The sequence below is a fragment of the Paraburkholderia sediminicola genome (genome assembly GCF_046027355.1).
GTDB lineage: Bacteria > Pseudomonadota > Gammaproteobacteria > Burkholderiales > Burkholderiaceae > Paraburkholderia > Paraburkholderia sediminicola_B.
On sequence record NZ_JAQQEK010000014.1, the window covers coordinates 217,880 to 234,463 of the forward strand.

15 protein-coding genes are annotated in these 16,584 nt (G+C 56.5%); all 15 read left to right on the forward strand.

Translation table 11 applies throughout. The annotated features are described in order from the left end of the window. The first annotated feature begins 157 nt into the window (after positions 1 to 157). The 15 genes from PQR42_RS24320 (at position 158) to PQR42_RS24390 (ending at position 16,325) form a co-directional block, all read left to right on the forward strand. Positions 158 to 1,279: a DegT/DnrJ/EryC1/StrS family aminotransferase gene (locus PQR42_RS24320; RefSeq protein ID WP_408386838.1), complete on the forward strand. Its 1,122-nt coding sequence runs from the start codon at positions 158 to 160 to the stop codon at positions 1,277 to 1,279. 68 nt (positions 1,280 to 1,347) lie between these two features. After that, positions 1,348 to 2,028 (forward strand): class I SAM-dependent methyltransferase, encoded by a 681-nt coding sequence (locus tag PQR42_RS24325; RefSeq protein ID WP_408386836.1) that lies wholly within the window; start codon positions 1,348 to 1,350, stop codon positions 2,026 to 2,028. 11 nt (positions 2,029 to 2,039) lie between these two features. Next, positions 2,040 to 2,720: an acetyltransferase gene (locus PQR42_RS24330; RefSeq protein WP_408178558.1), complete on the forward strand. Its 681-nt coding sequence runs from the start codon at positions 2,040 to 2,042 to the stop codon at positions 2,718 to 2,720. Between the two features lie 2 nt (positions 2,721 to 2,722). Next, positions 2,723 to 3,643 carry a glycoside hydrolase family protein gene (locus PQR42_RS24335; protein WP_408386834.1) on the forward strand — a complete coding sequence of 307 codons (921 nt, stop codon included), beginning with the start codon at positions 2,723 to 2,725 and terminating at the stop codon, positions 3,641 to 3,643. Beyond that, complete coding sequence (locus PQR42_RS24340) at positions 3,640 to 4,590, forward strand: GNAT family N-acetyltransferase (protein ID WP_408386832.1); 951 nt, start codon at positions 3,640 to 3,642, stop codon at positions 4,588 to 4,590. The genes PQR42_RS24335 and PQR42_RS24340 overlap by 4 nt, the downstream gene beginning before the upstream one ends. Positions 4,591 to 4,594: 4 nt before the next feature. Further along, positions 4,595 to 5,524 (forward strand): glycosyltransferase, encoded by a 930-nt coding sequence (locus tag PQR42_RS24345; protein WP_408386830.1) that lies wholly within the window; start codon positions 4,595 to 4,597, stop codon positions 5,522 to 5,524. Positions 5,525 to 5,526: 2 nt separating this feature from the next. Continuing rightward, on the forward strand, positions 5,527 to 5,880 hold the full coding sequence (locus PQR42_RS24350) for a GtrA family protein (RefSeq protein WP_408252055.1): 354 nt from the start codon (positions 5,527 to 5,529) through the stop codon (positions 5,878 to 5,880). Between the two features lie 4 nt (positions 5,881 to 5,884). Continuing rightward, positions 5,885 to 6,322 carry a sugar 3,4-ketoisomerase gene (locus PQR42_RS24355; RefSeq protein ID WP_408386828.1) on the forward strand — a complete coding sequence of 146 codons (438 nt, stop codon included), beginning with the start codon at positions 5,885 to 5,887 and terminating at the stop codon, positions 6,320 to 6,322. 4 nt (positions 6,323 to 6,326) lie between these two features. Next, positions 6,327 to 7,901, forward strand: coding sequence for a hypothetical protein (locus PQR42_RS24360; protein WP_408386826.1), 1,575 nt, complete (start codon positions 6,327 to 6,329; stop codon positions 7,899 to 7,901). A 595-nt stretch (positions 7,902 to 8,496) separates the two neighbouring features. Next, positions 8,497 to 9,237 (forward strand): hypothetical protein, encoded by a 741-nt coding sequence (locus tag PQR42_RS24365; RefSeq protein ID WP_408386824.1) that lies wholly within the window; start codon positions 8,497 to 8,499, stop codon positions 9,235 to 9,237. Between the two features lie 116 nt (positions 9,238 to 9,353). Continuing rightward, on the forward strand, positions 9,354 to 10,679 hold the full coding sequence (locus tag PQR42_RS24370) for a caspase family protein (RefSeq protein ID WP_408493852.1): 1,326 nt from the start codon (positions 9,354 to 9,356) through the stop codon (positions 10,677 to 10,679). A gap of 43 nt (positions 10,680 to 10,722) precedes the next feature. Next, complete coding sequence (locus PQR42_RS24375; protein WP_408493854.1) at positions 10,723 to 11,709, forward strand: DUF4384 domain-containing protein; 987 nt, start codon at positions 10,723 to 10,725, stop codon at positions 11,707 to 11,709. A gap of 64 nt (positions 11,710 to 11,773) precedes the next feature. Beyond that, positions 11,774 to 14,779, forward strand: coding sequence for a tubulin-like doman-containing protein (locus PQR42_RS24380; protein ID WP_408386818.1), 3,006 nt, complete (start codon positions 11,774 to 11,776; stop codon positions 14,777 to 14,779). 32 nt (positions 14,780 to 14,811) lie between these two features. Next, on the forward strand, positions 14,812 to 15,555 hold the full coding sequence (locus tag PQR42_RS24385; protein ID WP_408386816.1) for a tetratricopeptide repeat protein: 744 nt from the start codon (positions 14,812 to 14,814) through the stop codon (positions 15,553 to 15,555). Further along, positions 15,552 to 16,325 (forward strand): hypothetical protein, encoded by a 774-nt coding sequence (locus PQR42_RS24390; protein WP_408386814.1) that lies wholly within the window; start codon positions 15,552 to 15,554, stop codon positions 16,323 to 16,325. Before PQR42_RS24385 ends, PQR42_RS24390 begins: the two co-directional genes overlap by 4 nt. Positions 16,326 to 16,584: the final 259 nt, after the last annotated feature.

Consider the following 16,584-nt stretch of genomic DNA (forward strand, 5'->3'; position numbering starts at 1 on the left):
ACGTGACATCGACATTCGCGATGAGTTATGATAAGCGTTTGCCGTCGTCCCTTTCTCGGATCTGATTCGGGCACATTTCACACGGTAACAACTTAATCGAAGTCATCGCACGGCTCGCGTGCGATGGCGTAAATCATATTGCGGAGGTACGTGCGCTATGGCCGGCAAGGTCCCTCTGTTTTCCATTGAAGCCTCGAATCGCGGCATCGACCTGGCGGGTGCCTTCAACCGCGTGGCGGACAGTCACTGGTTCATCCTCGGCAATGAAGTGACAAACTTCGAGCGGGAGTTCGCCGAGTATATCGGCGTCGATACCTGCGTTGCACTTGCTAACGGAACCGACTCGCTAGAACTCGCGTTGCGGGCTCTAGATGTAACGCCCAGCGATTCCGTGGCGCTCGTGGCCAACGCGGGCTTTTACGGCAGCACGGCGGTCAATGCGATTGGCGCGCGCCCGCTTTACGTCGACGTCGATGCTTCATCGCTGAACATGTCGCCGGCCGCCCTTCGCGACCTGCTTTCGCGCGAGAAGCCCAAGGCGATTCTCGTCACGCATCTGTACGGGCAACTCGCCGCTATCGAAGAAATCGTGGCGATTGCCGCACAAGCCGGGATTCCCGTGATCGAAGATTGCGCGCAAGCTCATGGCGCGATGCGCGGCGGGCGTATTGCGGGAAGTTTTGGCGCCATTGGCTGTTTTAGTTTCTACCCGACAAAGAACCTGGGCGCACTCGGTGACGGCGGTGCAGCCGTATGCTCGGACCAGGCGATCGCGCAGAAGCTGAAGATGCTGCGTCAGTACGGATGGAGCGCCAAGTACAGTGTGGAACTGGCGGGCGGCCGAAATAGCCGTATGGACGAAGTGCAGGCGGCGATCCTGCGCGAGAAGTTGCCGCATCTGAATGACTGGAATTCGCAACGCAGAGCCGTGGCGCGGCGATACAACGCCGCCTTCAATGATCTGCCGGCCAAGACGGCTTCATCCGTGGATGCGGATTACGTCGCCCATCTCTACGTCATTCGCGTGCGCGATCGTGATTCGTTTCGCGCCTATCTCGGCGAACAGGACATCGCAACGGAAGTGCATTATCCGATTCCCGATCACTGGCAGACTGCGTACACAAGCCGGTCCGCTTCACCCCGTCAACATTTACCGGTGACGGAACAGAGCGCGGCCGAGATCGTCACGTTGCCGTGCTTCCCGGGAATGACCGAGGCGCAGGTGGATCGTGTCATCGAATCCGTTTGTGCTTATTTCGCACGTGAGTCCGCGCAATGAATCAACCAAAGAACCGCACATCGCAGATCGGCTTCGACGATTTCCGGCGGCTCGCGAGCGACGACTCGTTGTCGAAATACGAGCGGATCGGTTTTCCGGACGAATATCGTCAAGGTTTCGAGAGTCACATTTTCGCGGACATCGTCGGCAAGCTGGACAACCTGCAACTTCCGAAACAGACCGTGCTCGACATCGGCCCAGGATGTAGCGATCTTCCAGGCATGTTGATCGGTCTTTGCGAGAAGAATGGCCATTCGCTCACCCTTGTGGATAGCGAGGAAATGTTGCAGCAACTGGACGATCGGCCATTCATCACGAAGGTTGCGGCGCGCTACCCCGATTGCCCTGGCCTCATCGACGGACTCAGAGAGACTGCAGACGTCATTCTTTGCTATAGCGTTCTGCAATATATCGTGCTGGAAGCACCGTTCTTCCGCTTCCTCGACGATTCGCTGTCCCTGTTGGCGCCGGGAGGCCAGATGTTGCTTGGCGACATACCGAATGTATCCAAGCGCAAACGTTTCTTCTCCAGCGAAACGGGCGTCCGTTTTCACAAGGAGTTCATGCGCACAGCCGACGATCCGGTCGTGAGCTTCAATCAGATCGAGCATGACCAGATCGATGACTCCATCGTTTTCTCGATTCTCGAGAGAGCGCGATCCGCCGGGTTCGATGCTTATGTGCTGCCACAAGGGCGAGCGTTGCCCATGGCGAATCGCCGCGAAGACATCTTGATCCAACGACCGTAAAAGCGACGCAAATGGAAAAGACCCGAGACCTGGTTATCGTTGGCGACAGTGCATTCGCCGAAGTTGCCTACGAGTACTTTACGCACGACTCGGAGTACAACGTGGTCGCATTCGCCGTCGAATCGGAATTCATGACGCGCGACCGCTTGTTCGATCTGCCGGTGGTGCCGCTGGAGCGGCTTGAAGAGCTTTATCCGCCCGAGCGGGTCGATTTCTACGCGGCAATTGTCTATTCGCAACTGAACCGGCTGCGTGCGCGCCTTTATGAAACATGCAAGGCGAAAGGCTACAAGCCGGCAAGCTATATCAGTTCGAAAGCGTTCGTGTGGCCAAACGCATCGATCGGCGAACATTGCTTTATCTTCGAGAACAATACCGTGCAGCCGTTTGTCCGTATTGAGGACAATGTCGTGCTCTGGAGCGGCAATCACATCGGGCATCACACCAAGGTGGACAGTCACTGCTTCATCTCGTCGCAAGTCGTGATTTCCGGGTTTTGTACCATAGGGCGCCATACCTTCATGGGTGTCAACTCGACGGTCAGCAATAACGTCAACATTGGCGAAAGCAATTGGATCGGACCCGGCGTTTCGATCTCGAGTGACACGGAACCTGACAAGCTCTACGGCGGCGTCAAGAGCGAACCCGCAAGGGTAAGCGCTCGCCGCTTCTTCAAAGTACGCGCGGACTAAAAATGGAATGGAGAAAGCTGGGTGTCGTCTGGTGCCCGAACGGCGACCTTTGGTGGGCCCGATCCCATGCGTCGTGTCCGACGCCGCTGTTTTTGAACGACGGCACATTGCGCCTCTATGTGCAAGGGCGTGACGAAAAAGGCATTGGTCGCATTGGCTTCGTCGACGTTGACGCAGGCGATCCAACGCGCGTGCTCCGCGTATCGCCCGACCCTGTCCTTGACGTGGGTGTGCCGGGTGCCTTTGACGACAATGGCGTATTCCAGACATGCGTGCTCGCGCGGCCTGATGGCACGCTGGCGATGTACTACGTCGGCTTCGAGATTTGTCATCAAATCCGCTACCGTTTGTTGACCGGACTTGCTATCAGTCACGATGGCGGCGAGACGTTCCAACGTCTTCGAGCTACGCCAATTCTGGAGAGATCACCGCATGAACTGCATTTTCGATGCGGCCCTTTTGTGATGGCTGAAGGCGGCGTCTATCGCATGTGGTACATCGCAGGGAGCGAATGGGAGACGCTGGAAGGAAAAGCCATGCCGGTCTACGACCTCCACTATTTGGAGTCCGCGGATGGGGTCATATGGCCCGACGCGGGCAGTCGCGTCTTTGAACTGAATCGCGATGTCGAACACGGGATTGGTCGGCCCTACGTCGTCAGGAAGCATGACGGCTACCAGATGTTCTATAGCATCAGGAAGAAGCAGCCGCTGGGTTATCGGATGGGCTACGCCGAATCGCCCGATGGGCGGCACTGGACGCGGCTGGACGAACAACTCGGGCTGGAGGTTTCCGCATCCGGCTGGGACACCGAGACGGTCGAATACTCGGCGGTGGTCAATGTCGGCGACAAAACTTTCTGCTTTTACAACGGCAACGACTTCGGCGGGACGGGCTTCGGTGTCGCGGAACTGATCAAGTGAACATCAATATCGTCGAGTACAGCGCTGAACACGCACAAGCATGGGACGACTGGTGTCGCGAATGCGACAATGCAACGCTGTTGCACACGCGACGCTTTCTGTCATACCACGGTGCCCGCTTCGAAGACGCTTCCGTCCTGCTAATGAACGACGAACGTTTGGTGGGCCTATTTCCAGCGGCGAGGGCAGCCGGCGATTCGGATATCGTTGTGAGTCATCCGGGCGCAACGTATGGCGGCATTGCACACGCCGGCTGGCTTCATGGTCAGCGAATGATCGACGCGATCGGCGCGTTGAAGGATCACTATCGCAACCGTGGTATCCGGAAACTGGTCTACAAAGTGGTCCCGTACATCTACGCGCGGGTTCCCTCGCAAGACGATGTGTATGCGCTCTTCCGTCATGGCGCGCAGCGTGTTCGATGCGATCTGTCCTGCACGGTCGATCTGCAGCACCAGCGGCCCGTTAGCGAGCGTCGAAAGCGTGCGAGGCGTAAGGCGTGCAAGACCGTCTCGGTGCGCGCGGCTATCGATGATCTGCCTGCATTCTGGGCGGTTCTGACCGAAACGCTCGCGCGACGGCACGAGGCTGTTCCGGTTCACACGTCCGACGAAATAGCCCTGCTGGCGTCCCGCTTTCCCGACGAGATTCAGCTTCGGTGTGCAGTCATGGACGAAAGCGTGATCGCGGGCGTCCTTTTGTTCTGCTCGAAGAACGTGTGGCATGCCCAATACATCGCGTCCAGCGAGAGCGGCAATCAGGTTAGCGCGCTCGACGCGGTGTTCGGCACCGCGATAGAAGAAGCCCGCGCTAGTGGAGCACGATATTTCGACTTCGGAACGAGTAACGAATCGGCAGGCCAGGTACTGAACGACGGACTGTTTCGATTCAAGTCCGAATTTGGCGGCGGCGGTGTAGCCCACGAATATTACGAATTGGCGATTTGAGATTGTGAGTCAGAAAAAAATATCCTTGATCGTTCCGGTGTATTTCAATGCCGGAAGCCTGCCAGACCTATTTGCGCAGCTCGTTACGCTCGAACAGGGCCTGCTCGCCCGCGATATCCTGCTTGAGCTTATCTTCGTCGATGACGGCTCAAAAGATAATTCCCTGGAACTGCTCCTGGATTTCAAGAGCACCCGGCCCGCCACCACCGTCGTCAAGCTGACTCGCAACTTCGGAGCGGTTCACTGTTCGAAGACGGGTTTCCGCTTCGTGACGGGTGACGCATTCATCATCGTTGCCGCCGATCTGCAGGATCCGCCTGGGCTGATCAATGAGATGGTCGACCGTTGGCTGGCCGGTTCCAAATTTGTTATTTGCGAGCGCGTAACCCGAGATGATCCGGTCGTGTCGAAGTTCTTCTCGCGTATTCACTATAAATTGCTGCGGACACTGGTCATTCGCGACTACCCGTATGGCGGGTACGACATGGCGCTGATGGACAAGGCGCTGTTGCCCCACCTTCTGAACAGTTCGAAATCAGTTTTCACGCCGCTCCTCGCTTATTGGTTGGGCTACGAGCCCAGCGTCATCACCTATCACCGTCCGGCGCGTCGCCACGGGAAGTCCGGTTGGACGTTTGCCAAGAAGTTTTCAGCGTTTCTCGACATCATGCTGGGTTTCTCAATCACGCCAATCCGGGTGATTTCGGGCGTCGGCGCCGTGATCTCAGTGTGCAGTTTCGTTTACGGTCTCATCGTCGTGATCAACGCATTCCTTCACAACATTTCCGTTCCCGGATTTGCAACGATCGTCTCTCTGATTTCTTTCATGCTGGGACTCGTGATTGTCATGCTCGGCTTGATCGGGGAGTACTTGTGGCGGATATTCGAAGAAACGAACCGGCGCCCGGAGACGGTTATCGAGCAGGTCTGGTGAAGATGAGGTTCAAGCGATTCCTGGTTTCGGGCGCTGTCAACACGCTTGCCACCTACCTCCTTTACCTGCTTTTGCTGAAGTTTCTTCCCTACACATGGGCCTACACAGTCACGTACGCGGTTGGTATCGCGCTGGGTTACTTGCTAAGTGCTAAATGGGTATTCAAAAAAGATCTGAGCGTGCGGACCGCAGCGTCATATCCGGTGGCTTATCTGATCAACTATGCGATTGGACTAGGCGTATTGAGGCTTTGCGTACATGTACTGCACGTTCCGACGCAGGTCGCGCCACTCATCGTCGTTTGTGTGACCGTTCCCGCGATGTTCATTCTTACCCGCGCAATCTTCCGTGAATAGGCCCATGAATACTATGCCTGCCATTTCCGACTGCAAGCTCTACGAGTTGCCGAAGATCACCGATCCACGAGGCAATCTCACGTTTATTGAAAGCGATAAACATGTTCCATTCGCGATCCAACGTGTTTTCTACTTATACGACGTTCCCACTGAAGAAAGCCGGGGCGCACATGCGCACCATACGCTGAATCAGTTAATCATCTGCCTCTCGGGCAGTTTCGACGTCGAGGTCGACGATGGCAAGAGCCGTACGCGCATCCATTTGAATCGACCGTGGAAGGGCCTGCATGTGCCCCCGTTGATTTGGGCGGCAGAGGTCAATTTCGATCCGGGCTCGGTGGCACTGATTCTCGCCTCTGATCTGTACAAGGAAGAGGACTATATCCGGGACTACGATGACTATCTCGCCCTGATAAAAAATCTAGCGTCAAAGCAGGTTTGACTGAATGTACCGCAGCGTAAGATTGAGATCAGAGCCAGCGTCGGTGGCGCACAGCCAGCGCATAGGACTAGTCGCCGCCGCTTTGTTCGTCGTGCTCGTCGTTGTTGTGCTGCGACTGGCGGTAGTCGGTGGCTATCCATCCACGGACGAAGGCATCTACGCGTACTACGCACTGATTATCCATGACCGGTTATTGCAAGACCTGCGTCTTCCGAACGACGGCATGTTGATGCTCTACCCGTTAATGACGTCTTTCGTCTACTCGCTTAAGGTCAATCCTATTTTTGCCTTGCGACTGATTGATGTCGTTCCGGACGCGCTGGCCGCTGTCTTGATGCTACGAATATCAGCGCGCTTGAGTGGAAGCTTGACTGCGAGCGCGCTCATCACCGCGCTGGTCTTTGCGCTGCTGAACCACCCGATATTCATCCAGTATGGGTTTAAGAACAGCTTCTTCATAGCGCTTTGTCCATTGCTCTATGCGGTGATCCTGTTCTTGTCCGAGCCGCAAGCCAGTCGGTCCAGGTTCTTTGCCATAGGCGTACTCGTCGCGCTCGGCGTACTTTTGCGAGAAACGCTGCTTCTCTTCGCTGTGTTAGGGGCGGTCTCCATCTTCGTGGAGCGGGGCACTCGCGGGTTGAAGTACTACGTTGCAGGCGGGCTGGCGGCTGGATCGCTCATACTTATCCTGGCAATCGCCCTGCGAGGCTCCGGCGGCGTATCCAGCTTTATAGCGGGTTACGTTGACAGTGGCGCCGTCTATGTAGCGTTCGGCGATATGCGATGGAAGCTCTTCAAGTCGAGCGGGCAACTCGCTGCGCAGGCGGCTGCCGCGGGGCTGGTTATAAGTTTTGCGGCAACGGCATGCATCGTCATCGCGTCGATTCGCGGAAGAACGACGGAATATCTCAAGCCTTTTGTTTTTTGGGCCGCCGTCACGTTGATTCCCTTCGTTGAACCGCTCGCGAAGCTGGGTTTGCCTTATCACTTCTCGTGGTCGCTGATCGGCCTGTGCGGTATCACGAGCTTGGGTTGGGGCACTTGCCAATTCACTGGCCGGGCGCAAAAGTTCATTTGTAGCTGTTTGTGCATTGGCGTCTCCTTACTGCTCGTATGGCCGCAGCTTGACTATCAACGCAACCTCTTTTGGGGACTCACCTACCCGGCTTTCAAGGAAACGCACGGCAAATATTGGGCCGACGAGTCGATTCAGCGTAGTAATTATCTGCTCATGGCCGATCAGATCAGACGCGTTGCTCCCGCCAACGCCACTCTGAGTTCGAGCGCTGCGATGCTGATACTGTATCCCCTCACGGGTCTTCGCCCACCATGCTACGGCGTTAGTAATCTGACCGTTACGGCTGTCACGGTGCATTTCGACGAGAAAGCAGTCAAACGAGCCATCGAAAATTGTCCTGCGGATGTGGTCGTAGCGACTCAGAGAGACTTGCCTGGCAGCTCGGCCGTCGCGCAAGCGATGCGGGAGCTCCCTCAGTATCGGCCCGCTGGCAGAGTGGACGCGTCGACTGCCCGAGATTACGGAAGCTCCACCGCTGAGTTGTTTTTGCGCCAGCGTTGATACGAATGAATGTGCCAGGGGGCACGCAAGGGAACGCTAGCGTTTCAGCCGAAATCGCCTCACCATGCCAACCATGACGCCCGTTCGCCTGAGTCAGCATATGCAGGCGGGCGCGTCTCCTGCGACTTCGGGCGGGGCGGCTCTGTACCGAGGTGAAACGGTTCTTCAAGAGCAGGGAAGGACGCTCGAGAAGCCTCTACGAAACGTCCGCTAGCAAGACCGTGGCCACGGTAGCGACAGCGAACCTCAAGAACCGGTTATGCACATTGGTTCCGCCAGAAGCTCGCCATGGCGCACGAATTGACGCGCTGAATCGCCCCAAACTGCGCCAAACGTTTGCGTGCTATTTCTGTGTGCGAAATCGCATTTGTCAAGTAGCTGGCGAGGCAACTCCAAAAAATATTAATCTAAGCCGACGTCTTCAAAAGCTACTGAAATGCTAAAGTTCCCGCGCCCTTTGCCGAAAATAGAAAGTGATTGGATGCGCTACTTGAGAGGGAAGCGCTGGCCAGTTAAACAATCAGGCGTGGCGATGGCGCGGTAAGTTGAGAAGCGTCGTGACGTTGCTGCAATAAACACTAGAACAATCAGATAGATGACCAAAAACATGCAAAAGGCAATCGCTGCTGCTGTATCAACGGGCCTGCTGATCCTGTCTATCGGGGCGAATGCTCAGGAATCCGCGACTGACGACCTCAACTCATGCGTTCGAAAAGAACAGCTCGTCGCGACGGCAAAGGGAGCAGGCATCGGAGCATTGACCGGCTTCGCAGCAATGCTGGTATCGAACAAGAAGAACGACGCGGCGAAGGGTGCTGTCATCGGCGCCGCGGTCGGCGGCATGGCCGGATTTGCAACGGCGTACTACACGGCGATTAATACGTGCTACAAGAAGAATCCTTCCTGGGTTCCTGAGTCCAGTATTCAGCACACCAAGTCGTTCGAGAAGGTCAAGAAAGACCTCAAGTACAAATCTAATCAGGGCGTCGTTGTGCGAGCCAACTCTGTCACCATCGACGGGCCGGTGAAGGCGAACGGACAAGCTGTCGTCAACAGCACTTTTGCATTGATGACCCCGGACGGTGCGGAGCACGCGGTTGCAATTGACCGTAAGCTGTACGTCACCGGTGACGACGGCAAGGAGACCGTCGTTGTGGTCCCTGGTCACGATACGACCGAAGAGCGCACCTTCGAGCCCGGTGAGGTGATGGACACTGTCCGCATCCCCATTCCTCACGATGCGAAGCCCGGTAGTCTCTATCGTGTCGAATTCAGTGTTGCCGCGGATAACAAGCCGGCCTCGGTGGCATCCGAGAAATTCCAGGTCTCACAATAATGGCATGAAGCCCGGACGTCCTTTGGGCGCCGGGCAAGAGTGTATAGGCCGCCAGTGCCAACTCTGCCTTCATTCCGACCACAGCACCCTGCAGGTCAACCAATCGTCCCTAACCGATGAAAATGTACGTCCAGCGCGCCCTGATCCTGGTAGGGGCTGCTTTGCTATCCGCATGCGCGGCAAGCAGTTTGCCAGGCTATCAGAACACCTATCACTCGTATAGCGTTCCGCAGAGTCTGGTTGACCGCATCAAAGACAAGTTCCACGCGCACGGCCTCAACCAGGCCTCGGTTGTGCGGGACAGCACCGGCAGAATCCAGCTTGTCGGAAGCTACCAGAACGAGGACGACGTCGATACGGCATTCACGATCGTGCAGTCGATCGTCGGCATGAAGTCGACCTCGCCTATTTACCCGCAGAGCATCAAGCAGAAGCGCTGGGAAGCAGCGGCCGGAAAGGCGCTCGAAGCGGTTGCGCGTGACGGTGGAATGCGTTCGCAAGTGCCCGTCAAGCGAGCGATCGTCATTGGCTTGAATCGTTTTGCCGATCCCTACATCCCGGAGATTCAGGGGCGAGACGATGCCATCGTCGTTCAGGATTACCTTAAACGCGCGGGCTACAACGTCACGACACTGCTAGACGAGCATGCGACAAAGGCGAACATAGAGAATGCGCTCAACACGCTCGACCGCACAGTGGGGCCGAACGATGACGTTTTCATCTACATCTCCAGTCACGGGACCGAGCCCGTGCCGACTCCGGGAGGTGCAGACCAGCGCAAGATGTCCATCATTGCATACGATTCAGTCAATCAAAAGACGATGGCGATGGGAGACGCGACGGAAAAGAAACTCTACATGCAAAGCCATTCAGTGCCCGATACGCTGGTACAGAACGTGGCGCGTCGACCGAGCCATATAACGCGTGTCGTTATTGACACTTGCTACAGCGGCGACATGCTCGACGATGTCAAAGACGAGAGCACGGAGTACATCGTCAAGACGAACGGGGGAACGGCTGAGAAAGCGGGCATTTCACTCGCATCGTGGACAACCTCGGCTTTCACTTCCAAAGGAATTCGGTTTGCTGATGACTCCGGCGACCAAGCTGGTGGCAGCCAAAGCAAACCGGTACGAACCGTTATCGACAGAAATCGTAACGGCTACACCATTATCACTGCAACGAGCCCAAACCAACGCTCGTGGGGGCCGGCAGCGGGTCACACGTTCGCCAATCCCGTCGGCGGGCAGCCTCTTAACGGTTCTTTCTTCACCCAGTCACTGTTTGCCTACCTCAAAACGGATGGCGGCAATTTAGGGCCCGCGTTCCGTCAAGCGCAGGACTTTACTTCTCGCAAGGCGCTTGAGGCATCGAAGGGCACGGAGAGCCAGAATCCTCGTCGGTTCTCAACAATCCCGGATGACCAGAACGCCGTCAACTGACAGGCGACACCGGTTTCAAAATTCAAGATACAGGAGAGAAAACATGCGATATCCGTTGATCGCACTGGCCGTCGCTGCGATGGCCACGCATGCGTTTGCCGAGGAAGCCTACACCGCCAAGTCTCTTTTCTTCTCAGCGAACGACTCAGTCGTCGCGGTTAGCACCGCGAAGGCTGGCGATAGCACGCCTGACACCGCAGTCGCCTCGGCTAACGCTTCCTCGACCGCAGCGACGACCCCGGCACCGGCGGTCGTGAAAGTGGCGCAAAAGAAGAAACGCCCGTCTTCGCAACTGGGCGCTAGCTACTTCGTCAGGCTCAAAGATCAGGATGGGACGACGCATGATGTCTTGACCCGTCGCGTGTTTCACAGCGGTGAAAAGTTTCAGCTCGGCGTGAAGGTGAACCGTCCTTCCTACGTATATATCCTCAACGAAGCGCCGGACGGCACGATTACGCAAATCTATCCGCAACCATCCCAGGATAACTTCGTGGATGCCATGGGAGTGGTCTTCTTCCCTGCGAAAGGCGCGTTCCAGTTTGACGACAAGCCGGGAATGGAAAAGCTGATGGTGTATCTGTCGCCTGAGCGCGCTCACGACGACGTCACGCGTCGCGTCCGCACAGTGGCGCCTGACCTGGTGACAAGCCCAATGCTGAAAACGGCAGATTCCGGATCTTGTCCCGCTGCTCCGGTAGTAACGGCTGCATCCACGTCGGACTCGCCGGCTATTACGGATACATCGCTCACGGCATCGGTCGCGCCTGCCGCTTCGGATGCAGCTCCGATGCAGTTGGCCAGTGTGTCGTCGGATTTTGCCTCGAAGGGTATCAATTTCGCTCCGGACTCGCCCGCCGGCTGCGCTCCGAAAGTCGCGCAGGCAGATTCATCCGCCTATGCATCGAAGGGCATCGTCTTTAGCGACGATCAGTCTCCGGCACCCGGCCAGCAGGTCGCTTCATATGTTGTGAAGAACACCACCAAGACTGATTCGGCGCTGTTTCTGAAAATCAACCTCGCGCACCAGTGACACCCGGATTTGTTCGGGGAATATGCCTCTGCGAATTGCATTGAGATACTGAGATACGAAAGACATGGAACATAACCATCTGATTATCGGCCTGGGCGGATCGGGCGGCAAAATTATCCGCCATCTGCGTAAGACGATCGAGCGAAACAAGGACGCGCAGGGGAACAGCCCGTCGGCCGCGCAGTTTGAATACCTGTACGTCGATACGTCGAGCGACGAGATCGACAAGCACGACGAGTGGAAGGTCTTGGGCAAGGAGATCGACCTCGCCCGCAGCCAATACATCATCAACACGGCGAGCAGCGTTCGTGCTGTCCTTGATGATCCCGCGTCGTTTCCGGGGCTGCGAGACTGGATCGAGCCGCGTGGCATTTTCGACGTCTTGCAGGCTACTACCGCTGGCGCGGCGCAACGACGCAAGCTCGGTCGTGTTGTCTTTGCACAGAATGCACCGCACTTCGTGAAGGCCGTTGAAGACCGGATGCGCGTGTTGCAACAAGGTCCTGGACGTGCTGGTGCAATCATCCACGTAGTCTGCGGCCTGGCTGGCGGAACGGGAAGTGGTTCGGTGGTGGACGCAATCGCTTTGCTCCGCAACAAGTATCCCAATCCCGAGCAGCATCGGATTCTCGTGTACGCACTGCTTCCCGAGAAGGATTCCCGGCGTGTGCGTGATGTGGCTGGCGTCTCGCCATACTACGCGAACGGATACGCGGCTTTGGCCGAGCTGAATGCGATGGCTGTAGGCAAATATCATCCGGCGAATCTGCTCGACGGATCGCCGATGGCGCATGACGTCTATTTCAATGGTTGCTATCTGGTAAGCAATCTTAATCAGAACAACATTCAGTTCGATGTCGATAGCGAGCTTCCCCGTATCGTTGGTGAGTTCATCTTCCAGAAAACTCTGAACAAGGAGTGGGAAGGTCTCGGGCGCGCCGAAAAGGGCGAGAACGACATCAAGAACTTCGAAAGTGAGGAAGACGGAAAAGCGCGTGCCAAGCTATTTCTGTCGTTCGGCGTCGAGCGGATCGTTGTTCCGGAGCAGGAGATCAAGGAGTATCTGGCGTACGGTTTCGCTGAACAGGCAACTCGTCAGTTGATGTTCAATAACTTCCGTCAGGGTGAGGGTTACGCAAACGAACCGGTTCAGAAGGACTGGAACAGTGAGGCGAGGAAGCCTGATGCCTTGCAGAGCATGCTACTCAGCGACCAGCACCTGACGCTTGAGGTTGGCATTCTGGAAGACGATGCGAAGAATGCCGGATGGAAACCTGCGAAGGAATTCTGGAAGCAGGTGGTGAGCGTCGTGGCTCCAGAAGTGCGCAACGATCCGACGCTTGAACAGACGACCTGGGCAGCTGCATTGAATACCCGGCTGGCCAAGGTATTCGACGAGACGTACCGAAAGCTCGGCGGCGTGCGCAAGTTCTATGAGATCAAGGGTAACGCTCGCCTCGAGATGGCCCGCCACATCGCGCGACAGGTCGAGAAGGACCTCTTCGCACGGTGGAAGATTGGCACGCATTCGTTAATGCAATTGCGCCAGTTCACTGACGCGATCATTGCATTGCTCGATGAACGTCTCTCGGTGCTCGCTGAAGAAATCACGAAAGCGCCTGCGGCACTGGCAGTCGTCCAGCAAAACGTTGAAGAACTGCTGACGCAGTTCAACAAGGTGGGGTTCTTTGGTCAACACTTGACGGATAAACGTGGTGCGTTGTTCGCCGACATCGCTGCAAGACACCAGGACCTTTACACGCTTCGTACGCTCTATGAAGGTCAGAAGTTCGCTGTCAGCCTGATTCCCTTCATCAAGGACGAACTGACGACGCTGCGCGGTCACATCGACAGCATGCATCAGACCCTCGCGGCCGCAACTGAAAAGGTGCATGACGAGCAGGCAGCAAGGCTGGCCGGAGCCGATTCCGCCTATCAGCAGCGGATTTTTGACCGTAGCGCCATCGCCAGCATCATGAAGGCTGTGATCGTTGACGAACAGAGTCAGGTCACACGTACGCAGAAGGTCCGGCAATCGGTGATCGATCTTGCGGGAACCGAGGTGGATTCGTTTGACAGGCTGGTCCGCGGAATTTCTCTTGGCGCGATCATCTCGACGATTTCGCAGACATCCGCAACCATCGTGGAAATGGCGCACGCTGAAATTTCCAAGAGTCTGACGCCTGTGTTGCAGGTCAATATCGTTGAGCGACTCCAGAAGCAATACGACGCCAACCCGAATGCCTTGAAAGCGTTCGTGTCCGGGTTGTACGAGAAGTCGGGGACGATGATCCAGTACAACAAGACGGAGGTTGATCGGTCGGTCGCCAACAACGCGGGTGGAACGCGCGGCACATCTAATACGGTTGCGGTGTTCCTGCCGGAGTGCGAGAGCCAGAAGGACTTCCACGCGACGTTGACGAAACTGTTCGAGGAACAGAAAGATCCGGCGTCCGATACTGTTGTGGCACCAGGAAAGCTGTCGAACGAGATTGTGATACTCAAAATCGCCTCGTTGATGCCCGTACGGTTCATTGAACCGTTGGCGATGATGAAGCGACACTACGACGGCTTGCTCGCGGACTTCAACGAGTCCCATCTTCTGCACAGCCAGGGCGACGGAAAGAAGCTTCCTCCGCTTTATGCGCGGTCTGCGGCTGAAGTCAGCGCGCAAGCGAAACGCAAACCTGTCCTGCTGGTTGCGCGTCTGATGAACCTGATCAAGGAGCGTCAGAACAAGACGACGGGTGAGCAGGAGTGGGCTTTCATCTATAAGGCCAATGGACTTCCCGCGTCCAAGGTCCTGCGTGGATCTACCTGGCAGTCGGTTATCGACGAGGATCACTCTGCTGAGTTGCAGGGGATGATCGAGCGAGAAGTAAGCCGAAAGGTCGACGCTGAGTTGAAACACAAGGATGACAAGCAGAAGCTCTTCGATGAGTACGTCGAGTTCGCGACTGCGCGCTTCAACGAAGCGGGCGAGGACGACCAGGACCCCGAATATCTGGCAATTAGCGCGATGCAGAAGCCGGTGCGGGAAATTATTGGCCTGCCTGCAGTCGCTGAGTAACCGTCTGCATTAACTGAATCGTAGGTGTAACCATGCCAAACTATAAATGTCCCACCGTCGGTGATTGCGACCGAGCGAATGCGCGTGAAGTGTTTGTTCGTTTGCCCGGTGAAGACTTGAAGTGCCCCGAATGCTCGACTCCGCTGGTTTCGGAGATTGCAGGGACGAAAACGGGACCCAATAAGAAGCTGGTCGCCGCTGGTGTTGGCGCGGCGGTCGTCGTGATTATCGGCGCTGTCAGCGGTGGCTTGTATTACAAGAAGTCGCACTCCGAAAGCCCCGATGCAGTTGTGTCAGCTCAGGCTACTCCGGCTTCGGCCGTCGTGGCCGCGGCTGCGCCTGCGAGCGCACCGCCTCAGTCGGCATCCGTTGGAATCTCCCCGCCCGATGCGGATATCACTGCCCAACGCAAAGATAGTGATGCAAAGCTCTCGAACGGCGACGCTTCGGGCGCCGAGTCGGCCAGCAACCAGGTGGCTGCCAAGGAGATGGTCAAGGTCGCCATTGCACAGATGTCTCAGGGAAAGCTCGATGATGCCGAGAAAGAACTGAGCGATGCAGCGGCTCGCGATCCGAAGCAGTCGCTGGTCTACTACAACATGGCAGTGCTGAGGCTGAAGCAGGGCCGTACAGACGACGCGTTCAAGGAACTGGAAGCCAGTTTTCTGAACGGGTTCTCGTACTTCGACGAGATGCAGAAGGACCCCGATCTCGACGCTATCCGGAACGACCCACGCTTCACGGCGTTGATCAAAAAATATCGTACGACGACGTGAACATCTCTGGTTATCGGCGAGCCGCCGCGCTGTGCGCGGCGTTAGCGATTGTCTGCGGATGTTCGAAATCCGTTGGGCCGTCGATCATCGGCCACTGGCACGCTGAACGCGTTGCTTTCGATAGCGTGCAGTTGCCGGTTGGCCTTGATATCGTAGTGTCGAACACGCAGATCGTCAGTCCCGATACGGGGGCAAGCCTTCCGATCAAAGGTATTGAGGGAAAGAAGGATGCTGTGACGATCGATTTGTCGTACGGGGTCGGATTTACGTTTTACTTCGATGGCCCTGACCGGATGTATCTGAAGATACCTCTTGTTGGACCCATCTACTATCGCCGCGTCGTCGAGGACGTTCACGCATCGGCGTTGCCGGCTAACATTGCAGAGACTTCGGCAAATGGGCTCGGCTCTGCGACGCAAGCTTCGGAGTTGAGTAAGCAGTCGGCAGACGTGGAAGTAAAAAGGCGTGAACCGAAAAACGTGAACGCCGAGCCTTCTGAAGTTATAGCCGGTGCTCCGCGTTATAGCGTTGGTCAGTCAACCGTTTCACCTTCTGTGGGCATGGACAAAGTCGTGACTGGAGGCGGGGCCGCGCAGGCCAAGCTCGCGTTAGTCGCAGCACACGACGGGGACTATGATGCCGCCATTAGTCGGCTTAGCGATGCGTTCAAGTCAGGTTATCGAGGGTTTGCTTTTCTCGACAGCGCCTCGGAGTTGAGCGGTTTGAGGGGTGATGTACGTTACCGTGCTTTGGTTGCTCGGTATCGCTGAAATAGGCGTAGGGGACGTAACGGGTATGAACGTCGTGACTCAGGGAGCGGAGTCACACAGATCATGAGCCTGTTGTCGACGCTTGATTCGACGGGCCGGTTATCGGCATGCCCGCTCACTGCAGCACAGCGGCCGTTCGAAAACGAAAATCATGAACAGCCGCTGCGACATCGACGAATGCTTACTTTTCGGCCCTAAGCGCCCCTCCGACTCGATGCGAGCGCTCTGGCAGCTTCCAAACTGGAAGTGCGAGGAGGTT

Bases quoted from the DNA above. Each gene is read 5' to 3' on its own strand.
- PQR42_RS24365 (WP_408386824.1), top strand. From the start codon at position 8,497: ATGACCAAAAACATGCAAAAGGCAATCGCTGCTGCTGTATCAACGGGC.
- PQR42_RS24330 (WP_408178558.1), top strand. From the start codon at position 2,040: ATGGAAAAGACCCGAGACCTGGTTATCGTTGGCGACAGTGCATTCGCC.
- PQR42_RS24335 (WP_408386834.1), top strand. From the start codon at position 2,723: ATGGAATGGAGAAAGCTGGGTGTCGTCTGGTGCCCGAACGGCGACCTT.
- PQR42_RS24375 (WP_408493854.1), top strand. From the start codon at position 10,723: ATGCGATATCCGTTGATCGCACTGGCCGTCGCTGCGATGGCCACGCAT.
- PQR42_RS24385 (WP_408386816.1), top strand. From the start codon at position 14,812: ATGCCAAACTATAAATGTCCCACCGTCGGTGATTGCGACCGAGCGAAT.
- PQR42_RS24360 (WP_408386826.1), top strand. From the start codon at position 6,327: ATGTACCGCAGCGTAAGATTGAGATCAGAGCCAGCGTCGGTGGCGCAC.
- PQR42_RS24320 (WP_408386838.1), top strand. From the start codon at position 158: ATGGCCGGCAAGGTCCCTCTGTTTTCCATTGAAGCCTCGAATCGCGGC.
- PQR42_RS24380 (WP_408386818.1), top strand. From the start codon at position 11,774: ATGGAACATAACCATCTGATTATCGGCCTGGGCGGATCGGGCGGCAAA.
- PQR42_RS24370 (WP_408493852.1), top strand. From the start codon at position 9,354: ATGAAAATGTACGTCCAGCGCGCCCTGATCCTGGTAGGGGCTGCTTTG.
- PQR42_RS24350 (WP_408252055.1), top strand. From the start codon at position 5,527: ATGAGGTTCAAGCGATTCCTGGTTTCGGGCGCTGTCAACACGCTTGCC.
- PQR42_RS24355 (WP_408386828.1), top strand. From the start codon at position 5,885: ATGAATACTATGCCTGCCATTTCCGACTGCAAGCTCTACGAGTTGCCG.